This is a genomic window from Pedobacter rhizosphaerae (genome assembly GCF_900111155.1).
GTDB lineage: Bacteria > Bacteroidota > Bacteroidia > Sphingobacteriales > Sphingobacteriaceae > Pedobacter > Pedobacter rhizosphaerae.
Window position 1 is genome coordinate 1 of the sequence record NZ_FOGG01000023.1, and the last position, 19,545, is coordinate 19,545.

19 protein-coding genes are annotated in these 19,545 nt (G+C 44.6%); 11 read left to right on the forward strand and 8 right to left on the reverse strand.

What is annotated here, in order from left to right; translation table 11 throughout:
* Positions 1-405: 405 nt before the first annotated feature.
* The 3 genes from BMX11_RS16765 (at position 406) to treY (ending at position 7,950) form a co-directional block, all read left to right on the forward strand.
* Positions 406-1,542, forward strand: a complete 1,137-nt coding sequence (locus BMX11_RS16765; RefSeq protein WP_175474597.1) for a PAS domain-containing sensor histidine kinase — start codon at positions 406-408, stop codon at positions 1,540-1,542.
* Between the two features lie 539 nt (positions 1,543-2,081).
* On the forward strand, positions 2,082-3,932 hold the full coding sequence (gene treZ, locus BMX11_RS16770; RefSeq protein WP_217643855.1) for a malto-oligosyltrehalose trehalohydrolase: 1,851 nt from the start codon (positions 2,082-2,084) through the stop codon (positions 3,930-3,932).
* Positions 3,919-7,950 carry a malto-oligosyltrehalose synthase gene (gene treY, locus BMX11_RS16775; RefSeq protein WP_090886353.1) on the forward strand — a complete coding sequence of 1,344 codons (4,032 nt, stop codon included), beginning with the start codon at positions 3,919-3,921 and terminating at the stop codon, positions 7,948-7,950. Before treZ ends, treY begins: the two co-directional genes overlap by 14 nt.
* Before the next feature lie 236 nt (positions 7,951-8,186).
* On the opposite strand, the gene BMX11_RS16780 is transcribed toward treY, so the two are convergent.
* Both BMX11_RS16780 and BMX11_RS16785 read right to left on the reverse strand, forming a co-directional pair.
* Positions 8,187-8,429, reverse strand: a complete 243-nt coding sequence (locus BMX11_RS16780; protein WP_090886355.1) for a hypothetical protein — start codon at positions 8,427-8,429, stop codon at positions 8,187-8,189.
* Positions 8,430-8,486: 57 nt separating this feature from the next.
* Positions 8,487-8,954, reverse strand: a complete 468-nt coding sequence (locus tag BMX11_RS16785; protein WP_090886357.1) for a hypothetical protein — start codon at positions 8,952-8,954, stop codon at positions 8,487-8,489.
* Positions 8,955-9,186: 232 nt separating this feature from the next.
* On the opposite strand from BMX11_RS16785, the gene BMX11_RS16790 reads away from it, so the two are divergent.
* Positions 9,187-9,438 (forward strand): hypothetical protein, encoded by a 252-nt coding sequence (locus BMX11_RS16790; protein ID WP_090886359.1) that lies wholly within the window; start codon positions 9,187-9,189, stop codon positions 9,436-9,438.
* A 151-nt stretch (positions 9,439-9,589) separates the two neighbouring features.
* Complete coding sequence (locus BMX11_RS16795; protein ID WP_090886361.1) at positions 9,590-9,775, forward strand: DUF3606 domain-containing protein; 186 nt, start codon at positions 9,590-9,592, stop codon at positions 9,773-9,775.
* Positions 9,776-9,885: 110 nt separating this feature from the next.
* Here BMX11_RS16795 and BMX11_RS16800 read toward each other — a convergent pair whose 3' ends face one another.
* Together BMX11_RS16800 and BMX11_RS24765 are read right to left on the reverse strand one after the other, a co-directional pair.
* On the reverse strand, positions 9,886-10,242 hold the full coding sequence (locus BMX11_RS16800) for an RNA polymerase sigma factor (RefSeq protein WP_317040127.1): 357 nt from the start codon (positions 10,240-10,242) through the stop codon (positions 9,886-9,888).
* The gene (locus tag BMX11_RS24765) at positions 10,224-10,412 is read right to left on the reverse strand and encodes an RNA polymerase sigma factor (protein ID WP_317040126.1); all 189 of its coding nucleotides are present in this window, start codon (positions 10,410-10,412) and stop codon (positions 10,224-10,226) included. Before BMX11_RS24765 ends, BMX11_RS16800 begins: the two co-directional genes overlap by 19 nt.
* Before the next feature lie 274 nt (positions 10,413-10,686).
* On the opposite strand from BMX11_RS24765, the gene BMX11_RS24360 reads away from it, so the two are divergent.
* The 3 genes from BMX11_RS24360 to BMX11_RS16815 all read left to right on the forward strand — a co-directional run bounded on the left by BMX11_RS24360 (position 10,687) and on the right by BMX11_RS16815 (position 12,725).
* On the forward strand, positions 10,687-11,151 hold the full coding sequence (locus BMX11_RS24360; protein ID WP_175474598.1) for a DUF3606 domain-containing protein: 465 nt from the start codon (positions 10,687-10,689) through the stop codon (positions 11,149-11,151).
* A 4-nt stretch (positions 11,152-11,155) separates the two neighbouring features.
* Positions 11,156-11,926, forward strand: a complete 771-nt coding sequence (locus tag BMX11_RS16810) for a DNA-formamidopyrimidine glycosylase family protein (RefSeq protein ID WP_090886363.1) — start codon at positions 11,156-11,158, stop codon at positions 11,924-11,926.
* Between the two features lie 553 nt (positions 11,927-12,479).
* Complete coding sequence (locus BMX11_RS16815; protein WP_090886366.1) at positions 12,480-12,725, forward strand: hypothetical protein; 246 nt, start codon at positions 12,480-12,482, stop codon at positions 12,723-12,725.
* A gap of 164 nt (positions 12,726-12,889) precedes the next feature.
* Here the strand turns inward: BMX11_RS16815 and BMX11_RS16820 are convergent, their stop codons facing one another.
* From BMX11_RS16820 to BMX11_RS16830, 3 genes are all read right to left on the reverse strand, one after another.
* Positions 12,890-13,417 (reverse strand): RNA polymerase sigma factor, encoded by a 528-nt coding sequence (locus BMX11_RS16820; protein ID WP_090886367.1) that lies wholly within the window; start codon positions 13,415-13,417, stop codon positions 12,890-12,892.
* A gap of 477 nt (positions 13,418-13,894) precedes the next feature.
* Positions 13,895-14,911 (reverse strand): IS110 family RNA-guided transposase, encoded by a 1,017-nt coding sequence (locus tag BMX11_RS16825; protein WP_090886369.1) that lies wholly within the window; start codon positions 14,909-14,911, stop codon positions 13,895-13,897.
* A 978-nt stretch (positions 14,912-15,889) separates the two neighbouring features.
* Positions 15,890-16,537 (reverse strand): DUF4142 domain-containing protein, encoded by a 648-nt coding sequence (locus BMX11_RS16830; RefSeq protein ID WP_090886371.1) that lies wholly within the window; start codon positions 16,535-16,537, stop codon positions 15,890-15,892.
* Between the two features lie 229 nt (positions 16,538-16,766).
* On the opposite strand from BMX11_RS16830, the gene BMX11_RS16835 reads away from it, so the two are divergent.
* Positions 16,767-16,946: a hypothetical protein gene (locus tag BMX11_RS16835; protein ID WP_090886373.1), complete on the forward strand. Its 180-nt coding sequence runs from the start codon at positions 16,767-16,769 to the stop codon at positions 16,944-16,946.
* A gap of 72 nt (positions 16,947-17,018) precedes the next feature.
* Positions 17,019-18,176, forward strand: a complete 1,158-nt coding sequence (locus BMX11_RS16840) for a zinc-dependent alcohol dehydrogenase (RefSeq protein WP_090886375.1) — start codon at positions 17,019-17,021, stop codon at positions 18,174-18,176.
* 61 nt (positions 18,177-18,237) lie between these two features.
* Here the strand turns inward: BMX11_RS16840 and BMX11_RS16845 are convergent, their stop codons facing one another.
* The gene (locus BMX11_RS16845; protein WP_090886377.1) at positions 18,238-18,510 is read right to left on the reverse strand and encodes a hypothetical protein; all 273 of its coding nucleotides are present in this window, start codon (positions 18,508-18,510) and stop codon (positions 18,238-18,240) included.
* A 138-nt stretch (positions 18,511-18,648) separates the two neighbouring features.
* On the opposite strand from BMX11_RS16845, the gene BMX11_RS16850 reads away from it, so the two are divergent.
* A complete protein-coding gene (locus tag BMX11_RS16850) occupies positions 18,649-19,545 on the forward strand; it encodes an SDR family oxidoreductase (RefSeq protein WP_090886379.1) in 897 nt (298 codons plus the stop codon).

The following is a 19,545-nucleotide window of genomic DNA, read 5'->3' on the forward strand; positions in this document are numbered from 1 at the left end:
AACGAAGTTATTCTAGCAAACCGCTGTATACCGAACGGTACGTACAGTGGTGTGAGAGGACAGGTAGGGAACTAATCCCTATCTTCCTACTCGATTTTTTTTATCTGCAAAAGGGAGATGATCTGCCGGTTTCCAAATTATCAAGTGTTTGGATATCGATTTTCTCAAAAAAAACTTTTTTAGAGACCGTTTGCACATTGTCAATCGGTGGTACTCTCCCTCCACATCTTCATGAAATTGAATCATATAAGAACCATATGAAATGAAAAGCGATTGCAGGTGCTGTTGGGTGATGTGTTGATATTGATTTCGTGACTGATCATCACTTTCATTCTTGCTTTAGTTTAGAATGTAATGCTTAACTTTATATCAATCGGAAACCATATTTTTTCGAGGGTCATTAGAATGGAAAATACCATAGTACTCGAAGAAAGGCTGGCCCGCTGTGAGCGGGAAAATGATGAACTGAAGCTTAAAGTGGAGGAACTCTCCGACTTTTTTGAGAATGCATCGATGCCGCTTCACTGGGTAGATGCCAAAGGGATAATTATTTGGGCTAACCAGGCAGAGCTAGATGCTTTGGGTTACGAAAAAGAGGAATACATTGGATTCCCGATTAAGAATTTTCATGCTGATCCGGAAGTTATACAGGATATTCTTTACCGTTTAAGCAATGATGAAACCCTGTATGACTATACAGCCCGATTGAAATGCAAAGACGGATCGGTCAAGCACGTGCTTATCAATTCCAATGTCTTGCGCAAGGATGGCAAGTTTGTGCATACCCGTTGTTTTACGCGTGATATTACTGACAGGCAACAGGAAGACCAGAGAAAAAATGATTTCCTTGCCATGGTCAGTCATGAGCTAAAAACGCCATTAACCGTTGTTGCATCCTACATACAGATTCTGTTAAAGAAAAAACAAAAAAATACCGATGACTTTGGTTTAAATGTATTAATAAGAATGGAGGTGCAGGTCAAGAAAATGATTCTCATGGCCCATGATTTCTTAAACCTGGCGCGGATCCAGGATGGTAAGCTAGAACGGAACAGTATAGAATTTGATATTGATCAGTTGATCGGTGAGGTAGTAGAAAGTTCAAGATTGCTGACCACTATCCATACTATTGAAGTTTCAGGGTGCACAGGTGTTGTGGTTTATGCTGATCAGGACAAAATTGGTCAGGTGTTAACCAATCTGGTGGGTAACGCGATCAAGTATTCTCCTCAAGGGGGACGTATTATAGTAGGTTGCGAAAAGCTTGGGGATAAGGTTCGCATTTCAGTTAGTGATCAGGGGATAGGAATAAGACAATCTGATCAAACGAGGTTATTTGAACGTTTTTATCGCATTAATAGCAAAAGCAATCAGGGGGCTTCCGGCTTTGGTATTGGCTTGTACCTGGTTTCAGAAATACTGCAACAGCATAATTCTAAAATTGAAGTCAAGAGTGTTGAAAATCAAGGGTCAAGGTTTTACTTCGACCTGGACGGCGTGTCGATAGCAGAAGGGGTACATCCAGTTATTAAGAAAAGCTGAACAAAAAAGCCCTGCATATTCAGCAAGGCAATAGAATAGTAATCGTCCCGTAGATTCAATTCTTAGTTGTAAAGGTATTAAATCATTTTTTGCTAATAGGGTAGATTTTTTACTACAATAGAGCTGATGAAAAACAATAATTGAGTATTAGAAAGAACCATTTTAACTAATGGTCAGTTTTTTGATCATTACTACCAGGCACATCGGTAGATAAAAGAATTTATAACTATTCAGGTCAGTGTCCACTCATCGAGACGGATGCATTTCAGTATTGTATGACTTGTTTGCTGTAACCGATTAGCATTTATATTCATCATTTAAGATGAATAATAGTCAAGATATATACCATAGCGAATTCTGCAGGAGCTTTCAGAGGGTTTTCCTGGGAACCGGATACGCTTTTATCCGAAATCCCTTCCCATTGTAGATTTTTAATTTTTCCAAACTTCAACACCAGAAATCATGTTGATTGTAGGTAAACATGGCTTGCTGAAGCTCAATGCTAAGCGGCACGTATTTGAACCTAAAACAAAAGGAATTTGAAAAAATCATACGCATTAGATCCCAGGGTAAGAAAATTGGGCTTGAGTTTCAGCCCTGCCGGAAGAGCCTCTTTTTGGCTTTGGGCACCAAATGCGCAGCAGGTTACCTTGAATGTTGGATCCCATGCATTACCCTTGTCGGCTGCAGCTGGGGGATACTGGTATAAAGAAGATTTTGCGATCGATCGCGGCGATACCTATACAGTGGAGTTGCACGTTGAGGAAGAAGTGAAATTACGCCCTGACCCTGCCTCGCTGGCCATTCTACGCCGGGAAGGGAATCTGCACTCAATTGCTTTCGATCCCTTGCTCTACCATTGGAATGATCATTCCTGGAAAGGGCCTGCCCTCTCAGAGTACATCATCTATGAACTGCATGTTGGTACCTTTAGCCATGAGGGTACCTTTGAGGGTATAGTCTCCAGGCTGGGATATCTTAAGCAGTTAGGTATAACGGCAATAGAGTTGATGCCAATTGGGCAGTTTCCCGGAGAACGGAACTGGGGGTATGATGGGGTTTTCCCTTTTGCCGCTCAGGATAGTTATGGCGCAGGAGCAGCCCTGCAGCATTTCGTGGATGCCTGCCACGCAAATGAAATCGCTGTAGTTTTAGATGTGGTCTATAACCATTTTGGCCCGGAGGATAACTTTCTGAGTGATTTTGGTCCGTATTTTACTGATAACTATCATACTCCCTGGGGGCAGGCAGTGAACTTTGATGATAAAGGCGCAGACGGGGTACGTGATTTTTTTATCGAGAACGCACTGATGTGGTTCAGGGACTTTCATATCGATGCCCTGCGCCTGGATGCCATCCATGCGATTAAAGATTTTAGCGCGGTGCACTTCTTGGAAGAACTGCGCATCCAGGTAGATGCGTTGTCAAAAATAACCGGGAAAGAAAACTTTCTGATCATAGAATCAGACCTCAATGATAACAGGTATATCAATCCCGCTGAAAAGGGGGGGGTGGGCATGGATGCGCAATGGATAGACGAGTTTCACCATTCCCTTCGGGTCAGTGCCGGTCAGGAGCAATTGGGCTATTATGGTGATTTCTCAGGGGTTGAAGACCTGGCCAGGGCTTACAATGATGCTTACGTTTATCAAGGGCAATTCTCCAGGGTGCGGGGACGCCGCTTTGGAAGGCCCGCAAAGGATAACCCGGGAAGCCAGTTTATTGTTTTCTCGCAGAACCACGACCAGGTGGGCAACCGGATGAGGGGGGAGCGAAGCAGCGGATTGGTCAGTGCAGGGCTCCAAAGGGTTATGGCAGGGGCTGTCCTGCTTTCTCCATTTATACCCTTACTGTTCATGGGAGAGGAATACGCAGAAAGACAACCCTTTCCGTTTTTTGTCAGTTTCCGCGATGCAATGCTTATCGAGTCGGTGCGGTCGGGTCGCCGGGCGGAATTCAAGGACTTTGTGGCAGAAGAGATGCCTGATCCCCAGCATGCAGATACTTTTCTCTCTGCAAAGTTAAACTGGAAGTTAAGTGTTCAGCCCCCTCACTCAGCGATGCTGGCTTATTACCGGGAACTCATCCATTTGAGGAAAAGCAATGTCCTGTTATCAGATTTGAATAGAACCAGCCTTCAGGCCCGGCCGATCGAAAATCATAAGGCGCTACAGTTATCCCGCTGGAATGATCACCAGCGGCTGGAAATCTTAATGAATTTTGGCCCGGCGGACATGCCCTTTGCTTTAGGGCAAGGGGCAGGGGAGGTAATCCTCGACTCTACTTTAGTGCAGTGGGGAGGGATGCATTTCATGACCAATCAAATCGTAAATCAGCAAATTATTGTCCCATCAGAAAGCATTATCGTAATTACATATGACGCCATTTAGACCTTTAGCTACTTATAGAATTCAGTTTAATGAAAACTTCACATTTAGGGATGCTCTTGAGCAGATAGGATACTTTAAAGCATTGGGCGTTGATACAATTTATGCATCGCCCATTTTCGCGGCCGTGCCAAAAAGTACACATGGCTACGATGTGGTAGACCCGTTGCGGATCAATCCTGAAATCGGTACCGAGCGGGAACTTTTTGAGCTCACCCAGGCATTACGGAATTCGGGAATATCATGGATTCAGGACATTGTACCCAATCACATGGCTTTTCACCCCGATAATGCCTATTTGATGGATGTGCTGGAGAAAGGGCAAAACTCTTCCTATTCCAGCTTTTTTGATTTGGATGTAGACTGGCAAAATGGTGAAAAACTGATCGTATCGTTTTTAACCGAAACTCCCGAGAGGTTAATTGCGGGTGGGGCGCTATCTATCGTAAAAAAATCGGATAAATATTTCATATTTGATGGGAATGCACACTGGCCGGTAAGTGCTGAAACCCAACTGGGTTTGAATGAGACGGAACTGGCCACCATCAATGGAGACAAGGAGCACTTGCTTAGCTTATTAAATTCTCAATATTATCAGCTTTGCGATTATCAATCTGCAGGCCATGTTGTGAATTACCGGCGTTTCTTTACTGTCAATGGGCTTATTTGTTTAAATATGCAGGAAAAATGGGTCTTTGAAGCATACCATCAATATATCTTCCAGTTGGTAAAAAATGGAATATTCCAGGGCCTTCGTATTGATCACATAGATGGCTTATTCGATCCAACAGCCTATTTAAAGGCGCTTAGGTTAAGCGTTGGTCCCGGCTGCTATATCACAGTCGAAAAAATTCTGGCCCCTTGCGAGAACCTTCCTGCGAACTGGCCGGTACAAGGGAGCACCGGATATGATTTCATGGCGCAACTGAATAACTTGTTTACCAGAAGTAGTACCATCGCCCATTTCGATGAAATATATGGGGAAGTTACGGGTAAAGTGCAATCGCCTTCAGAAAACAAGTTGGTAAAAAAACAGTTTGTCCTTGCCTTGGAAATGCGGGGAGAACTCAGGCGGTTAGCAAAAATGCTCATCAAAATGACGGGAGAAAATTTATCATTTCACCAGGCTGAAGCTTATGTGGAGGATATCCTGGTGAGTATGCCTGTTTATCGTTTTTACGACATTACTTTCCCTTTGAAAGGAGAAGAATTGTCTCAGATCGAGGCCTTGCTGGTCAGGCTGGAGAATACGGCTGCCGACGCTAAAAGTGCATCGTTCTGGAAAATATGGTTATTGGAATTCCCACTAAAAGCCTCGGCTGCAGAGCTTGATGAATTAACGGCGTTTTTTGCCCGATTGATGCAGTTCAGTGGACCTGTGATGGCCAAGGGAATAGAAGATACACTGATGTATACCTATAACCGTTTTACGGCACATGCTGAGGTCGGGGATCAGGCCGAATCCTTTGGAATATCTGTGGCTGATTTTCATGCCCTGATGAAAGAGCGGCAACAACAGCAGCCTTTCTCACTGAATGCTACCTCTACGCACGATACCAAGAAAGGTGAAGATGTAAGGGCAAGACTTAACGTTTTATCGGACATGCCCGGGGACTGGCGTGAGGCGATAAAGGGAGTGATGGAGCAATACGCAGCAGCAATCCTTTCCATACACCCCAATGACCTGTACCTGCTGATGCAAATATTGCTCGGGATTTACCCCTGGAACCAGCAGGATAGGGAAGACCTCCCAGAGCGGTTGGGCAGTTTTATGGAGAAAGCGCTGCGGGAGGGTAAAAAAAGATCCGGTTGGGCAGAGCCAGATGGAAGGTACGAGCAGCAGATGAAGGATTTTATCGGTAAACTTTGTAATGACCTGGAAAGCACAGATCATCCTTTAATTAAATTATTGGCAAAGATTCGGGGACATGCTGCGGTGAATACCATTTCCCAGGTGATATTAAAAGTCTGCGCTCCGGGTGTGCCGGATTTTTATCAGGGTACAGAAGCATTTGATTTAAGCCTGGTGGACCCGGATAACAGGCGCCCGGTAGATTACGGTTATTTAACGACTCAGGCTAACCAATATCAGCACGCTGATGCTACAGCCGCCTGGACTGACCACCTGGAAGATAGCGGTAAGATCACCCTGGTGCAGCGGTTACTCAGGATCCGTAAAACTTACCGCTCCGCTTTTGAGCAAGGAGATTATATTCCCCTGGAGATTACAGGAAAGTACAAAGATCATGCACTGGCTTTTTTGCGCCGCGGGGCTGAGGATTGGGTTTTAGTAGCCATCCCCCTTGGTAGTGGATATCTGACAGGTGCCGGGGGAGACATCATGAGTTTTGACTGGGCAGACACCCGGATCAACCTGCCTGCTGATGCCCCTAAAAGATGGAAAAATCTTTTAAATGCTGAGCCTGTTACTGAAGATGTACTCTATGACGGACTGCCATTATCCGGAGTCTTCAAAGCTGTTCAGGGGGGAGTATGCGTACCCGTTATCACTACCCGGGAGAGGAGTTCCGGGGTATTGATGCACATCAGTTCTTTGCCATCAAGTGGGGCGGTGGGTAATTTTGGCCCCAGTGCCTACCAGTTTGTGGATTTCCTGCAAGCAGCTTCGCAGCGTTACTGGCAAATTTTACCACTCTCAGCAGTTTCTGAGCTGCAAGGGTATTCGCCGTATGCCACATGGTCCGACCGGGCAGGCAACTTACAATTTATTGCTCCGGATGTGCTCCGGGAATGGGGTTTGTTAGAAAAAGTTCCACAGGTGCAGGGGTACGGTCTTGCGGAACAGGCAGATTTTTTACGGGCAGATGCTGAAATCGAAATGCTGCTGGGGAAAGCATTTGAAGCTTTTAACAATGGAGCTGGATCACCCGAACTGCAAAAGGCTTTTGTGGACTTTTGTGCAGCACAAAGCAGCTGGTTGAATGATTATGCTTTGTACCGGTCTTTAACCCTGGCTTTTAAAGGTAGCTGGCGGACCTGGCCTGATGAGTTTAAATGGCGGGAGGATGTTGCGCTGGAAAAATATCAACGGGAGTATGCCGCGCAGTTGGAGCGTTACCGTTGGGAACAGTTTATCTTCTGGGAGCAATGGCACCATCTGAAAGCCTATGCGAATAAAAGGGGGATTAAAATAATAGGCGATCTGCCTTTTTATTTAGACCTGGATTCCATTGAAGTTTGGTGTAATCCGCAGTATTTCAAACTGGATGGGGAAGGGGAACCTTTGTTCCAGGCAGGTGTTCCTCCAGATTACTTCAACAGCAAGGGACAGCTTTGGGGAATGCCGGTTTACAATTGGGAAAAGATTGCCGCAGATGGGTACACCTGGTGGCTGGACCGCATCGCTTATCAGCTTTCAAGAGTAGATGAACTCCGGCTGGATCATTTCAGGGCTTTTAGTTCTTTTTATCAGGTTGCGGGGGGCAGTACCAATGCTAGAAAAGGAACTTGGGAGGAATCTCCCGGACATTCATTACTTTCCAGGCTCCGGGATAGGTTGGGGAAGCTTCCGCTCATAGCCGAGGATTTAGGAGATATTACCCCAGCTGTTCGGGAGCTCATGGAAGATTTTGAACTTCCAGGCATGAAAGTGTTACAATTTGCTTTTGATGCCGGATTACTGATTTCACTACACTTGCCGCATGCTGAGAATTTCCATAAAGGGATTGTTTATACCGGAACTCATGACAATAATACCACTAGGGGCTGGTTTAACCAGGATCTTGACCTGAATGCCAAAAAAAGGCTTGAAGCTTATCTGGGGCAGCCTTGTGGAGAAAAAGATATTGCCCATCAGCTCATCCGACTGGCCCAATCCTCACCAGCTGCCAGGGTTATCCTACCTATGCAGGATATTCTTGGACTGGACCAGGCAGCGCGAATGAATCGCCCGGGAACGGCAAGCGGTAACTGGTCCTGGAGGCTGAAGGGAGATGAAGATTATAAGGCTATTGCAAAAAAACTGAAATTGATCAGTAAATTATATGGCCGTACCGAATGAAGGTTTAAGGGTTGTAAGTTAAGTTTTCCGGTGCTGGTTCCCAAGGAATTGGTCGAGCCTGGCAGCTAAGATGATGGTGATCCCACAAGGCCATGAACCTGTTTCAAACGACTTTCAGTTGGAATAGGTTCATGCTTGATAATAGCTGCTAATTTTTCAAACAGGTAGAGGCAACAGGATCATATTTGATTCCATAGAGAAGATGTTGTAATGATTTCTTTTTTGAATAATTACACTTATCCGCCCAAAGCAAATCGGTACTCCCCTTTGTTGTTTTTGACCAATACTGCAGTTTCCCCGGACCCTGTTTCCCCATAGCTATAAATGCTTTGGATAAGTTCGCTGACCTCAACTAGGTCCGCATCATCTTTGACAAGGTAGATCAGTTCAGAATTTTCGCTATCCTGGCTTTCCAGTATCTGTTTATCTAAGCGCTCCTTTAGTTGGTCCAATTCATGTTGGCTGTTAACTTTATTCATCGTGGTTAATTTAAGTTGCTTTAAAAGGGGACAGCAGGTTTTGACCTGTACGCTGTATTAATTGATCTGTATATCGATTACCTCATCATGATCCATCTGGGATAAAACAAGATTCAGATGCTCATCGAATTCAACGTGATCGTATATCGTGTCTCTCACGCAATCAGCAAATTCTTCCAGATCGGTATCCGCTTTAATATAGACCATTAAGGTTTCTTCATTGATAAAATTGGCCTCCAGTATTACATTCCAGATCGAGCGGATATCCATAGCAAACTTCTTACGAAGATGTTTTTCATGGAGATGTCCTGCAATTTCCCCGATTAAGGGTTTCAGGTCTTTATCTTCCGTGCTATAGCCGAATTTCTCCACATGATCCTTCACCATCATTCCAATGAGCTTACCTTCCACATGTACCCGGTAGATGCCCCTGTCGAAATGCACAATGCAGTCCTTGACATGGTGGGTGTCAATGGGATAAATGTTGAAGTGATAACTGTTCATAGCTAAATCTAAAACAATCATTCAGGCACATAAGTTTTGTCGGAGTAATTTTGATTAGCCCCATTCATTCGTTTTGGGAAATATTAAAGGGGCCTTGTGCAGTTAGTTTCTTGGTCAGCCTGGCTCCAGGATATTCAGCGATCCTGGATGCCGGATAACCAGTTAATAATATTCTGAATGTGCGGCCCGCTTTTATCCGGGAGCTAAACTATTGGGGGGTGCGAATGTTATCATTATAAAACAATATTAAGTTATGAAAAGTAAAGAAAAGAATACCAACGGTCTATCAGCTCAAAATGGTACCAGTGAACAGGAAAAAATCAACCAGTTGGCTCTTGGTAACCTTACCGTATCGAAAGAATTGGAGGATATTAACCTGAGCCTGCCAAAACTGTCGGGAACAGGCGGCAACAACGCTGCGGCAACTCCGGATTCGCTGATTGTACATGAAGATAAAAGTAACGAGGAAAGATATCAATCCGGAGAAAAAGAAGCTGAGGGTTGAGATAATTGGTTCGCTTTTAACTCCAAAAACAATTTGTCTTGCCATAGGGGTTAGCCAGTTTAAATCATGACATCCTATAAAACCATATTAACTAAACTTTTTATTTCCGGGTGTTGTTGATAGGGGATCTACTCACTAAAATGAAAAAACTATGAGCACAAGAGGATCCAAAATTGAAAGAAGGGAAGTCAATTCCAGCCAGCCTTATGAGGTCAAATATCTGGCAGATAAGCTCGGGGTAAGCATCCAGGCGATTGTGGGTGCTAAACGGGCAACGGGATCATCCGACCGTAAGGATATTGAAAACTACATTAAAAGTAAAAAGAAAGCAGGTTAGCCTGCCTCACCCGGTCGGGATGATTGGCTAAGGCAAGAAAGGACGGATCATTTTCGTCCTTTCTTGCGTAATTGTTTTTTTGAAAATGATTAATTATATCATCAACTGGGTTAGTTGACATTGTTCATTCTCTCAAAGTTATATATCTGAAGATGTTTTTTTAGTTGTATACGGGCATGATAAATATGGGTTTTAACTGTCCCGAGCGGGATACCCATTTCCTGGGCAATTTCATGGTATTTATAACCCTCGAAGTATCTTACAAAAGGGATCCGGTAACTCTCAGGTAGTTTTGACAATGCTGCCTGGATGTCAGCCATCACAAAGGAATTCAAGGCCTTATTGCCTGTCGAGCTGGGCAGGAGTGCTGCGCTGCTGAGTTCCTCCTCGCATTTGAGAGTTTGATTTCTCTTTTTGTCTTTTCGGTAGCTGTTGACAAATGTATTTTTTAAATCACATAAAGCCAGCCTTTAAGGTTCGAACCTTTCTGGAACGAGTGCTGAAACCTCAGGGCTTTGATCAGTGTTTCCTGCACCAAATCATTGGCATCTTCTATATCACCGGTAAATTTGAGTGCATGTTCCCTCAGTCTGGGGGATTGCTGCTCTAGCATTTCAATCAATTTGCTGTTTTTCATGGGTTGAGGTAAGGTGTAAGGAGGTAACACTGCTTTTGGCAAAACTGTTTGTAATCATTCTGTGATCCACTGCTGAAACTGGCCGCTGTAAGGAAAGGTCGTTTGAATACCGGGCTATAAAAAGCATCACTTAGCGGGTCACCTTATTTTAGGTAAGTTGGCGGAAATAAGAATGATTGAAGATTAATTTAATAGAAATGCTATAGCCTGAAAACTTTTTCCACTGGGCTTGGTCTTTTAATAGCTGCCTCCACTTTTGCCACATGTCAAGCCGATGGACGGAATTATTTTGGGCTGTGCCTTTTTTGCCCTGGGCCGGGAAACTTTATTAGCAGGAACAATGTTTTTACAAAAAGGAGTATTTATGCCATGGTACAACGGAGATTATCCTCCATCTTATAAAAATCAGCCTGAATTTTTGAGGGAAAAGGCAGTTGAAATAGCCAATGCACTTTTAAAAGAAGGTGTTGGGGAAGGAATTGCCATTGCAAGGGGGCTTAAGTCGGCAAAACAGTTTTTTCAGGACAAGGAGGATGAAAACCTGAAGGAAATTTCCGATGACAGCGATACCCTGGAACCCGGTGACTGGGCGGCTCAACAGGGAACAATCGATACAGCGGACCCCGGGCAGCTATCTTTCTGGGCATCGCGGTTCAAGGTCAGTACAGAAGAACTTAAGGCAGCGGCAGCAATGCGAGGCAGTGTTTTATCAGAAATTAAGAAATACCTAGAAACATAAAGCTATGGCAGAATTACCAGATCTGGAGGTGTTTTCGCAAATCCTCACGCGCAGGTACGGGGGAAGTGTGCTGGAAAAATTAGAAGTAATAGAGTCCAGGAAACTCAACGTCCCGGCTAAAGCGTTAAAAGCCTGCCTGGAAGGCCACAAGCTATCTAGGGTTATCCGTTCAGGAAAAACCATACAGCTTGTTTTTGGGCCGGACCGGGTGCTGGGGATTCACCTGATGTTAAGGGGAGAGCTCGTGGCGCTAAGCTCAGCTTCCCCGAGGTTTGCGATCCTGATTTTTCATTTCCATTCAGGAGAGGGATTTGCGGTAGTGGATATGCAAAAACAGGCCACTCCAACGCTTGATCCGCCATCCGCTGATGTTCCCGATGCACTGGAGCTGAGCTATAGTGCTTTTAAAAAGCTCCTGAGCGGGAAAAAAATGGTGATCAAAACTCTGCTTATGGACCAAAAAAAGCTCAGGGGAATAGGTAACTCCTATGGAGATGAGATCCTGTACCATGCGGGAATTTCCCCATTTTCAATTGCTGGCAAAATTCCCGAAGACTCAGTTAAGCAGCTCCATAAGAGCATCCACTCTGTCCTGGAATCTGCTATAAAAAAAATAGCAGGGGAGAACGGGGATGAGCTACGGGGAGAGCTCAGGGATTTCATGGAGGTCCATGGCGCGAAGATTAAAAACACCCGCAAAGGCGAAGAGGTCATCTCAGATAAAATTGGGGGAAGGACCAGCTATTATACCCGCTCGCAGGTACTTTTTTCCTGATAAATTAACGCGAAGATCAATAACTAAAACATCGATGCATTAATGGCAGGCTGGTTATACTGTTGCACTGAGAGTAAGCTTCAGTGAATATGCTATGCCTGCAGGTGCAAAATGCGAAGACAACAGTTTTAAGTGAAAGCAATTGAAAATCCCTATTTCTAATGGCGTTGAGTGGAGGGCTTGTCCGGGCGAATTCCGGTCTTCATATAAACATTTTCCGGGATTGCGGGATGGGAAGTTTCAATATTTATTATTCATGATGATGTAAACTGTAATGATCTGTAGAAACTGAACCTCACATAGGCCAAACATATATCTGCGCTGCCCAGAACCTTTCACACTTTACATTGTTGAACCATTATAATGCACGGGGTCAGAGCTACCTGTGTAGACTGAGAGGCGGGTGATAGCTTTCAGGAAAAGATAGCAAAAGCAAAAATTAAATTCAAGGATGCTTTCTCGAGGGAGTGGGTTTAGTGAAATTTCAGATTCCGGCAGGATTCGACATTTAATCACAAGACTCCCCATAGGGTGTAAGAAAAATTAATAAGATATGGAACAATTCAAAATAGAAGTAGCAGTGGAGGACCGGCGTAAATTCTATGACATCCGTCCTTTGGGAAACGCCCGGTATGAAATATCTGAGAAGGGCGAGGTAATCGGTACTATTCAACTGGATGAGAAAGATCATGCCCGTTGTGAAAGCCAGGGTTGTGAACTGGACCTCCCGCTGCTGCATGCAGTACGGGAAGGGATACAGATACAGGAAGGTTGGGATGAGGCTTTAGGGCATGCTTAGTTGACCAAATATGCTATATCAGGTGATTTTTAACCTGATGGGAAATATCGCTTTTTAATAAGCAGTTTCCGTTAAACTTTTTGCTGAACTTTTCACAGGCTCAGCAAAGGAATGATTGCAGCTAATCGGCAGCTCCCAATGTTGCCGCCGATTGATACTGTTTATTAATTGATGTTTTTTTGCCTGTCCAGGTTGTAAGCTTTTAGCTGTTTTTTCAACATGAGCCTGGCCTGATGGATGTGGGTTTTAACCGTTCCTAATGGAATGCCCAGTTCTTCAGCTATTTCATGGTATTTGTATCCCTCAAAATATCTTACAAATGGAATGCGGTAAGATTCGGGGACTTTGGCTAAAGCTGTTTGGATATCTGCCATCAAAAAGGAGTTTAAGGCCTTGTTTCCAATCGAACTCGGGATAAGTTCCCCAGGGGATAATTCGTCCTCGGGTTTGATCAGGTCTCGTTTTTGCCTGCTTTTTTTGTAGCTGTTGATAAAGGTGTTTTTAAGGATCACAAAAAGCCAGCCTTTCAGGTTGGAACCTTCCTCAAAGGAATCCTGAAACCTTAGTGCCTTGATTAAGGTGTCTTGTACCAGGTCATTGGCATCATCGATATCTCCGGTAAATTTCAGTGCATGTGCGCGCAGCTGAGGAGATTGCTTTTCGAGCATTCTAACAAGTTCTCTGTTTTCCATGGGTTTTTGTTTAAGGTGTATGACATTAACAAAAAAATTGTTTGAGTGGTTTAGGTATATTCTTACAAGGAATGTTTTTGTCGTTATGGGTAGGTTTTTTTTGTAGTTTTTGTTGCCTTGGTTGGTTAAGAAGGGAACGGTGGAAACATCACTGCGTAATTATTATAAGGGAATATTTTGAAACTTTAGTTATCAGGGTTAATGTTAAATTGAAGCGATAATGCATGCTTTGGGCGATTTGTAAACAAACAGTCTTCAGAGGTAAGGAAAATAAAAAAATATATCTTCCAATGACCTGAATTCCCGCAACTTTCAATATTTGCCAATTGTAAAGGAAATTACTTTCCCCTCTCCTGTAAAAATCCAGCCACCAGCCAGACATGAACAAAAAGACACTTATTGGTTTAGGATTTTTCTTCTTCAAAGAAGACTAACTTTATGGACCGGGAGGATAAAATTTCTATTTAAACAGTGATATTATTCGTTTCTGGTAGGTAGATAATATTTTTGATAAACCCGGTTGTCCCTGATGCAGGCGAAAACCCTCAGGATGATTTTGAACCGGATGGCGTTGATGATGAGCATGCCGTGTTTGCCTTCCGCGGTTTTTCGCTCGAAATACTCCCTGAATTCGGTGGGGGATTTGAGTGAGCCCATGGCGCATATGTGTAGCAGTGATTTCATTTTCCGGTCGCCCATTTTCGATATCCTGCTCTTTCTGATCACGCTGCTTCCCGATTGGTAGGGGAAGGGCGCGACCCCGCAGAAGCAGGCAAATTTCCTGGGATCATTTATGTCCAGGAATTCATTGGTTTTGATCAGGATCTGAAGGGCGGTTTGGGGGCCGATGGCGGGGACGGACATCATGAGTTCCATTTTAGACTTCAGCATGGGGTCGGATTGCCAGATCTCCCTGATGGAGCGGTCGAGCTCAACCAGGTTTGCCTTTAAGGAGGCCAGGCTGCTATGGCAATGATGCTTTAGCTCATCATAAGTTTTGCTATCACTGAATTTTTTAAACTCTTTCAGGGGAACGGATAACCTGTTTTTGATGCTGCAGAGTTTTTCCCTCAATGAGGACAGGGCTGCCATCTCGCTGATGATATCCCGCTTGGGCTGCCAGGTTTTGAGCTCTTCCCTGCATTTGTAGAGGTATCTTGCGATCCTGTCCGCATCTACAGGGTCGGTCTTTCCCCTGAGGTTCCCAAGGGATGACCTGATGGTGGTGGCGTTTTCATAAACGATGGTGGCTTTGGCCCGGTTTAACGCTTTGAGCAAAAGGTTGCCGTACATGCCGGTATGTTCCAGCCCAAAGATGCAGTCTTTTATTTTAATCCCATGGGTTAGGTAGAGTTGCTGGGTAAAGGCAGTAATGCTTTCGATGGTGTTGCTCATTTTTCCCTGGACCATCCTGGTTTTGCCTTTAAGTATGGCATAGTCCAGCTGATCTTTGGAGATGTCTATGCCGATATAGAATTTTGCTGTATTTTTCATTGGATTTTGTCGGTTTACTATGGCTATTCCATTGTATCGGTATTTTTTTATCAGTGAAATGTGGCATTTGGGGGATGTGAGATAAGTGGTCCTGGAGGAATAGCTGGCTTAGTTAAAGTGCTCTCAGATGGCCAATAACGGTAGGGTTATTAATTAGGGAATAGGTCTTTAGCCTGCTTTGTCTTCTTATAGCGGTCCTACCGTCACCTGAAGTTTTAATATTGGCCTGGCTTGAATTACATGTTAGGTCTTTCCTGCGTGTCCATCTAAGTCTGATCAGTCGCTTATTAATCATCAGGTGTATATTGGCTATCTGATAGGGTATATCTGAATGTTGTTGATCTAGGGCTTTATCCGGCCCGCTTATGTAGTGGTTAAGTTTTATGGTAAGTTCCTGCTGATAGTTTTAATATGGGTATACTAATTTAAGTGAAAAGGTTGGTGGAAGGTATAGGGGGGATGGGTTTGATCGGAAAATGGGAAAGGTTTTATACGAAATGTAAAGGATGGGGGGAGTTTTTTGATGGGCAGGATAGATGTTTGCTTGGAAAGGTGTGTGTGATTACAATGTGCGATTTTCCTTCCCGTCTGCTGTCCTTATAGCCGGTCTGCGCACGCCTGTTGCGGGATTATCTGACACCTGTTGCGGATCAATACCGATTTTGCTTGCGTAGAATCTTTATTGCCGGTTCCCCCGGAAAGCCTGACAGCCGGGAGCGGATCCCCGCTATAGCAATCAGTCAGGTCACCTGCGGATGTGCAAACGGGTATGTGGCTTAGTTTTCCATGAGTCGGACCTTGAATAGTATGTAAGTTTATAGCAGGACTGGCCAAAGGGTATTTTGATCCTCATCCCTTCCTCAAGTTCCCCGGCCCTGGGCACCAACTGCTGATTTACAATTGTTTTACAAGAGATCCCCGCATGCAGCGGGGATATTATCGGAATCAAGTCCTATTATTATCTGTTACTAGTTGATCTTATAGATGTTTCATCTCCGTTTGATCGCTGAGTTTAAGCGGGTCATCTCCCTGGTTCTTTTTATGTGCTGATACCTTTTCTTCGAGTGCTTTGGCCATGTTGTAATGATGTTCCAATGTTGGAAGGGTCAACCTGGCGAAATCTGAGATATCCCTGTCTTTAGAGGCTGCAGCTTTATTGAAAAGGTCAATGGTTTTGCGGTGATCCCCCACCATCATGTGGGCATAATATTCATTTTGACCATCACTTTTATATTTATCGATATTTTTGATGAGGGCAATATTACTTTCAGGCAGTACCGCTGGTAGCTTTACGCCTTTTTTTTCGGCGAGTGCCCTGAGCTCAGCGCCAGCCCTGGTATGATCGGTGACCATCATCTGTGCAAACCTTTTGATACCCGCATCGGTTGAAACAATCAGCATCCGCGAGCCAGCCTCAATCTCGGTCATTCCACCTATGGCTGCATGTTTGAAAAATCCCAGATCAGCAGTATCGGGTTTTTCCGAACTCCCCGCGCTATCCATGACGAGGGCTGTATCGCGGGAAAGGCTGTCGCCATTTTGGTCAGTTTTTTCCTTATCAGGATTGCCACAGGCAGTAAGAAACAGTACTGAAAGCATTGCGGTATAATTAATTGTGTTTTTCATGGCTTTAGTTTACAGCGACAACATTCTTTTCCGGCTAAAGTTTTGTATGCGGGTGTTAAAGGTTGTTCCATCATTGGAATGTACGTCAGAATAGAACAGGTTTACCTAATGCACTCACTTGAAAACCGATTAGAAAAATTAATGAGAATTAGGGAACAATCGTCAAAAATTAATGTTGCACTAATACACTTCCTGTATTCTGCGGGAAATAAACGTAAAACTAAGCACCATGGAAAACAGTAAGGAAAAAGAAGATAACGGTAAGACAGGCCTGGTACCCAACGAAGAGATCAAGGGCAGCGATGCCGATAAAGCCTATGATGAAAACGGCGATTTTGCAAAGCCAGAAGACGCAAATCAAGATCCCAAAAAGAGCGATGTTCCCCCTGGTACCGATGCGGACAGTTAAGACTGCCCCTTAACCACGGAAGATTTAAAAACTACAATCAAACTGGGCCACGGCCCGATAAAAGCAACCATTATGAAAGCAGCAGTATTCCATAAGCCCGGTGATATCCGGGTAGACACCGTACCTGATCCAAAAATTCTGGATCCCAGGGACATCATTCTTAAAGTTACCTCAACGGCCATCTGTGGAAGCGATCTGCATATCCTAAGCGGAGCAGTTCCGCAGAAGGATCCCATGGTGATGGGCCATGAATTTATGGGCATTGTGGAAGAAGTGGGGTCGGCAATCACTAATTTGAAAGTGGGCGACCGCGTAGTGGTTCCTTTTCCAATATCCTGTGGAAAATGTTTTTTCTGCACCCATGAAGCCTCACCTGCGTGTGAGGATTCCAATTATAAAAACTACGGTCCGGCTGGAAATGTCGCTGATCAAAAAGGCGGTGCGCTTTTCGGATATACTGATCTTTATGGCGGCTATTCGGGGGGGCAGGCCCAATACGTACGGGTGCCTTATGCAGACATAAGCCCCAGGGTTGTACCCGAACACCTGAGCGATGAGCAGGCGCTGTTCCTAACTGATATCTTTCCCACAGGATGGTCAGCGATTGATTGGGCACAGTTGAAAGGCGGAGAGACTGTGGCGATTTTTGGCTCTGGTCCGGTTGGATTGATGGCCCAGAAAGCTGCCTGGATTAACGGAGCTGCCAGGGTAATTGCGATCGATCCTCTAGATTACCGTTTGGAAAGGGCACGCACAGCAAATAATGTGGAAACCCTCAATCCCCACAAGGTTGATGTGGTAGAGGCAATCAGGGAAATGACCGGTGGCCGTGGTGCTGATGTATGTGTGGATGCCGTTGGTTTCGAGCCCGAACGCAGTTTGATCGATAAGCTAAAAGCCACCATCCATTTTGAAAAAGGTTCTATGAAAGTGCTGGAAATGTGTTTTGAATCGGTGAGAAGGATGGGAACAGTTTCCATAATGGGCGTATATGGCTCTCCCTACGATAACTTTCCACTGTTCCGGATGTTTGATAAAGGCATTACAATTAAACAGGGACAGGCCCCTGTACTGAACTATATAGATAAGCTTATTGCTCTGGTCAGCGAAGGAAAGGTGGTGTTAGATGATATTATTACCCATACATTGCCGTTGGAAGATGCTGCACACGCCTACAAAATCTTTGATGAAAAGCAGGAAGACTGTGTAAAGGTGGTGCTGAAGCCATAAGGACGGTCAGCAATCAGCTAAATTGACTATAACAGGTGATCACAGCGGTCACCTGTTATTTTTATTTTAACTGGTTTTCGATCTCACCTGCTATCTGGTTTATCTCTGCTGCGCCTAGCACAATATGCTTACCTTCCGGGCTAAGCTTATCGCAAGCGGATACTTCGCCAGGCTCAATGTTTTCCGGCTCCATCAAAAACCAATCTGCTCCTTCTTTTTTTATGGCCCCGAGAATTCCTTCTGCAAAGGCTATTTTAAAATAATCCTCTTTTGGAATAATGGTCAAGTTGATGGCTTCCCCGCCATGCATAATTTCGATGTTAAATGCTTCCATGACCGTTAGAACCCAAAATGTTATCCATTTGTTTTAAAGCTGTCCTTATTATAAGATTATTAATATCTCCATTTTTAAAACTAAGGGGCTTTTTGTTCGGTTTAAAGATTATAAATACCTATCCATAACATCAAACTCATGAGAAACGAAAAAAACACAGTGGGGAATCCTGCAGAAAAGTACCCAAAGCCACCTTTCCCCAAACAGAATCAGCAGCCACCCGGTACTGAAGGTGAACTGGTACCCAAAGCAGACCATGGCGAGAAATCCTACCAAGGAAGCGGTAAACTAACAGGCAAAAAAGCCATCATCACCGGGGGAGATTCGGGTATCGGCCGGGCAGTAGCCATTGCCTTCGCCAGGGAAGGAGCCGACGTAGTGATCAGCTACCTTGATGATTCAGAAGACCAGGATGCAAAACTTACTGCTGGCTACGTAGAAGAGGCCGGAGTTAAAGCTATCCTGATTAAGGGCGATATCCGTCAAGAAGCCCACTGCCGCGAAATTATCGATACGGCCATCCGCGAATTGGGAGGTCTGGATATCCTGGTGAACAATGCAGCTTTTCAAATGGCGAGAAACAACATCCAGGAAATTTCTTCCGAGGAATGGGACCGTACCTTTCAGACCAATATCACTGCGATGTTTTACCTTTGTAAAGCAGCTGAACCGCATTTAAAACCGGGAAGCAGCATCATCAATACTACCTCGGTCAATGCCTATTCACCCAACGAACAGCTCCTGCCATACGCCGCAACGAAAGGTGCCATCCAAAATTTTTCTGCCAACCTAAGCCAAATTTTGCTGATGGATGGCAAGGGAATCAGGGTAAATGCGGTGGCACCAGGCCCGATCTGGACACCGCTCATCCCATCAACTATCCCCAAACATGAGGAATTTGGAAAAGATACGCCAATGGGAAGGGCAGGGCAGCCCGCTGAGGTTGCCCCGGCTTACGTATTTCTGGCATCAGATCAGGCCAGCTACATCGCAGGGGCAACCATTCCGGTAACCGGCGGTCGCATCACCATTTAA

Excerpts from the sequence above, each read along its gene's own strand:
- BMX11_RS16835 (WP_090886373.1), top strand. The coding sequence starts at position 16,767 with ATGGAAAACAGTAAGGAAAAAGAAGATAACGGTAAGACAGGCCTGGTA.
- BMX11_RS16810 (WP_090886363.1), top strand. The coding sequence starts at position 11,156 with ATGGCAGAATTACCAGATCTGGAGGTGTTTTCGCAAATCCTCACGCGC.
- BMX11_RS16840 (WP_090886375.1), top strand. The coding sequence starts at position 17,019 with ATGAAAGCAGCAGTATTCCATAAGCCCGGTGATATCCGGGTAGACACC.
- BMX11_RS16815 (WP_090886366.1), top strand. The coding sequence starts at position 12,480 with ATGGAACAATTCAAAATAGAAGTAGCAGTGGAGGACCGGCGTAAATTC.
- BMX11_RS16785 (WP_090886357.1), bottom strand. The coding sequence starts at position 8,954 with ATGATTGTTTTAGATTTAGCTATGAACAGTTATCACTTCAACATTTAT.
- BMX11_RS16850 (WP_090886379.1), top strand. The coding sequence starts at position 18,649 with ATGAGAAACGAAAAAAACACAGTGGGGAATCCTGCAGAAAAGTACCCA.
- BMX11_RS24765 (WP_317040126.1), bottom strand. The coding sequence starts at position 10,412 with ATGAAAAACAGCAAATTGATTGAAATGCTAGAGCAGCAATCCCCCAGA.
- BMX11_RS16825 (WP_090886369.1), bottom strand. The coding sequence starts at position 14,911 with ATGAAAAATACAGCAAAATTCTATATCGGCATAGACATCTCCAAAGAT.
- BMX11_RS24360 (WP_175474598.1), top strand. The coding sequence starts at position 10,687 with ATGGACGGAATTATTTTGGGCTGTGCCTTTTTTGCCCTGGGCCGGGAA.
- BMX11_RS16830 (WP_090886371.1), bottom strand. The coding sequence starts at position 16,537 with ATGAAAAACACAATTAATTATACCGCAATGCTTTCAGTACTGTTTCTT.
- BMX11_RS16780 (WP_090886355.1), bottom strand. The coding sequence starts at position 8,429 with ATGAATAAAGTTAACAGCCAACATGAATTGGACCAACTAAAGGAGCGC.
- BMX11_RS16795 (WP_090886361.1), top strand. The coding sequence starts at position 9,590 with ATGAGCACAAGAGGATCCAAAATTGAAAGAAGGGAAGTCAATTCCAGC.
- treY (WP_090886353.1), top strand. The coding sequence starts at position 3,919 with ATGACGCCATTTAGACCTTTAGCTACTTATAGAATTCAGTTTAATGAA.
- BMX11_RS16845 (WP_090886377.1), bottom strand. The coding sequence starts at position 18,510 with ATGGAAGCATTTAACATCGAAATTATGCATGGCGGGGAAGCCATCAAC.
- BMX11_RS16765 (WP_175474597.1), top strand. The coding sequence starts at position 406 with ATGGAAAATACCATAGTACTCGAAGAAAGGCTGGCCCGCTGTGAGCGG.
- BMX11_RS16820 (WP_090886367.1), bottom strand. The coding sequence starts at position 13,417 with ATGGAAAACAGAGAACTTGTTAGAATGCTCGAAAAGCAATCTCCTCAG.
- BMX11_RS16790 (WP_090886359.1), top strand. The coding sequence starts at position 9,187 with ATGAAAAGTAAAGAAAAGAATACCAACGGTCTATCAGCTCAAAATGGT.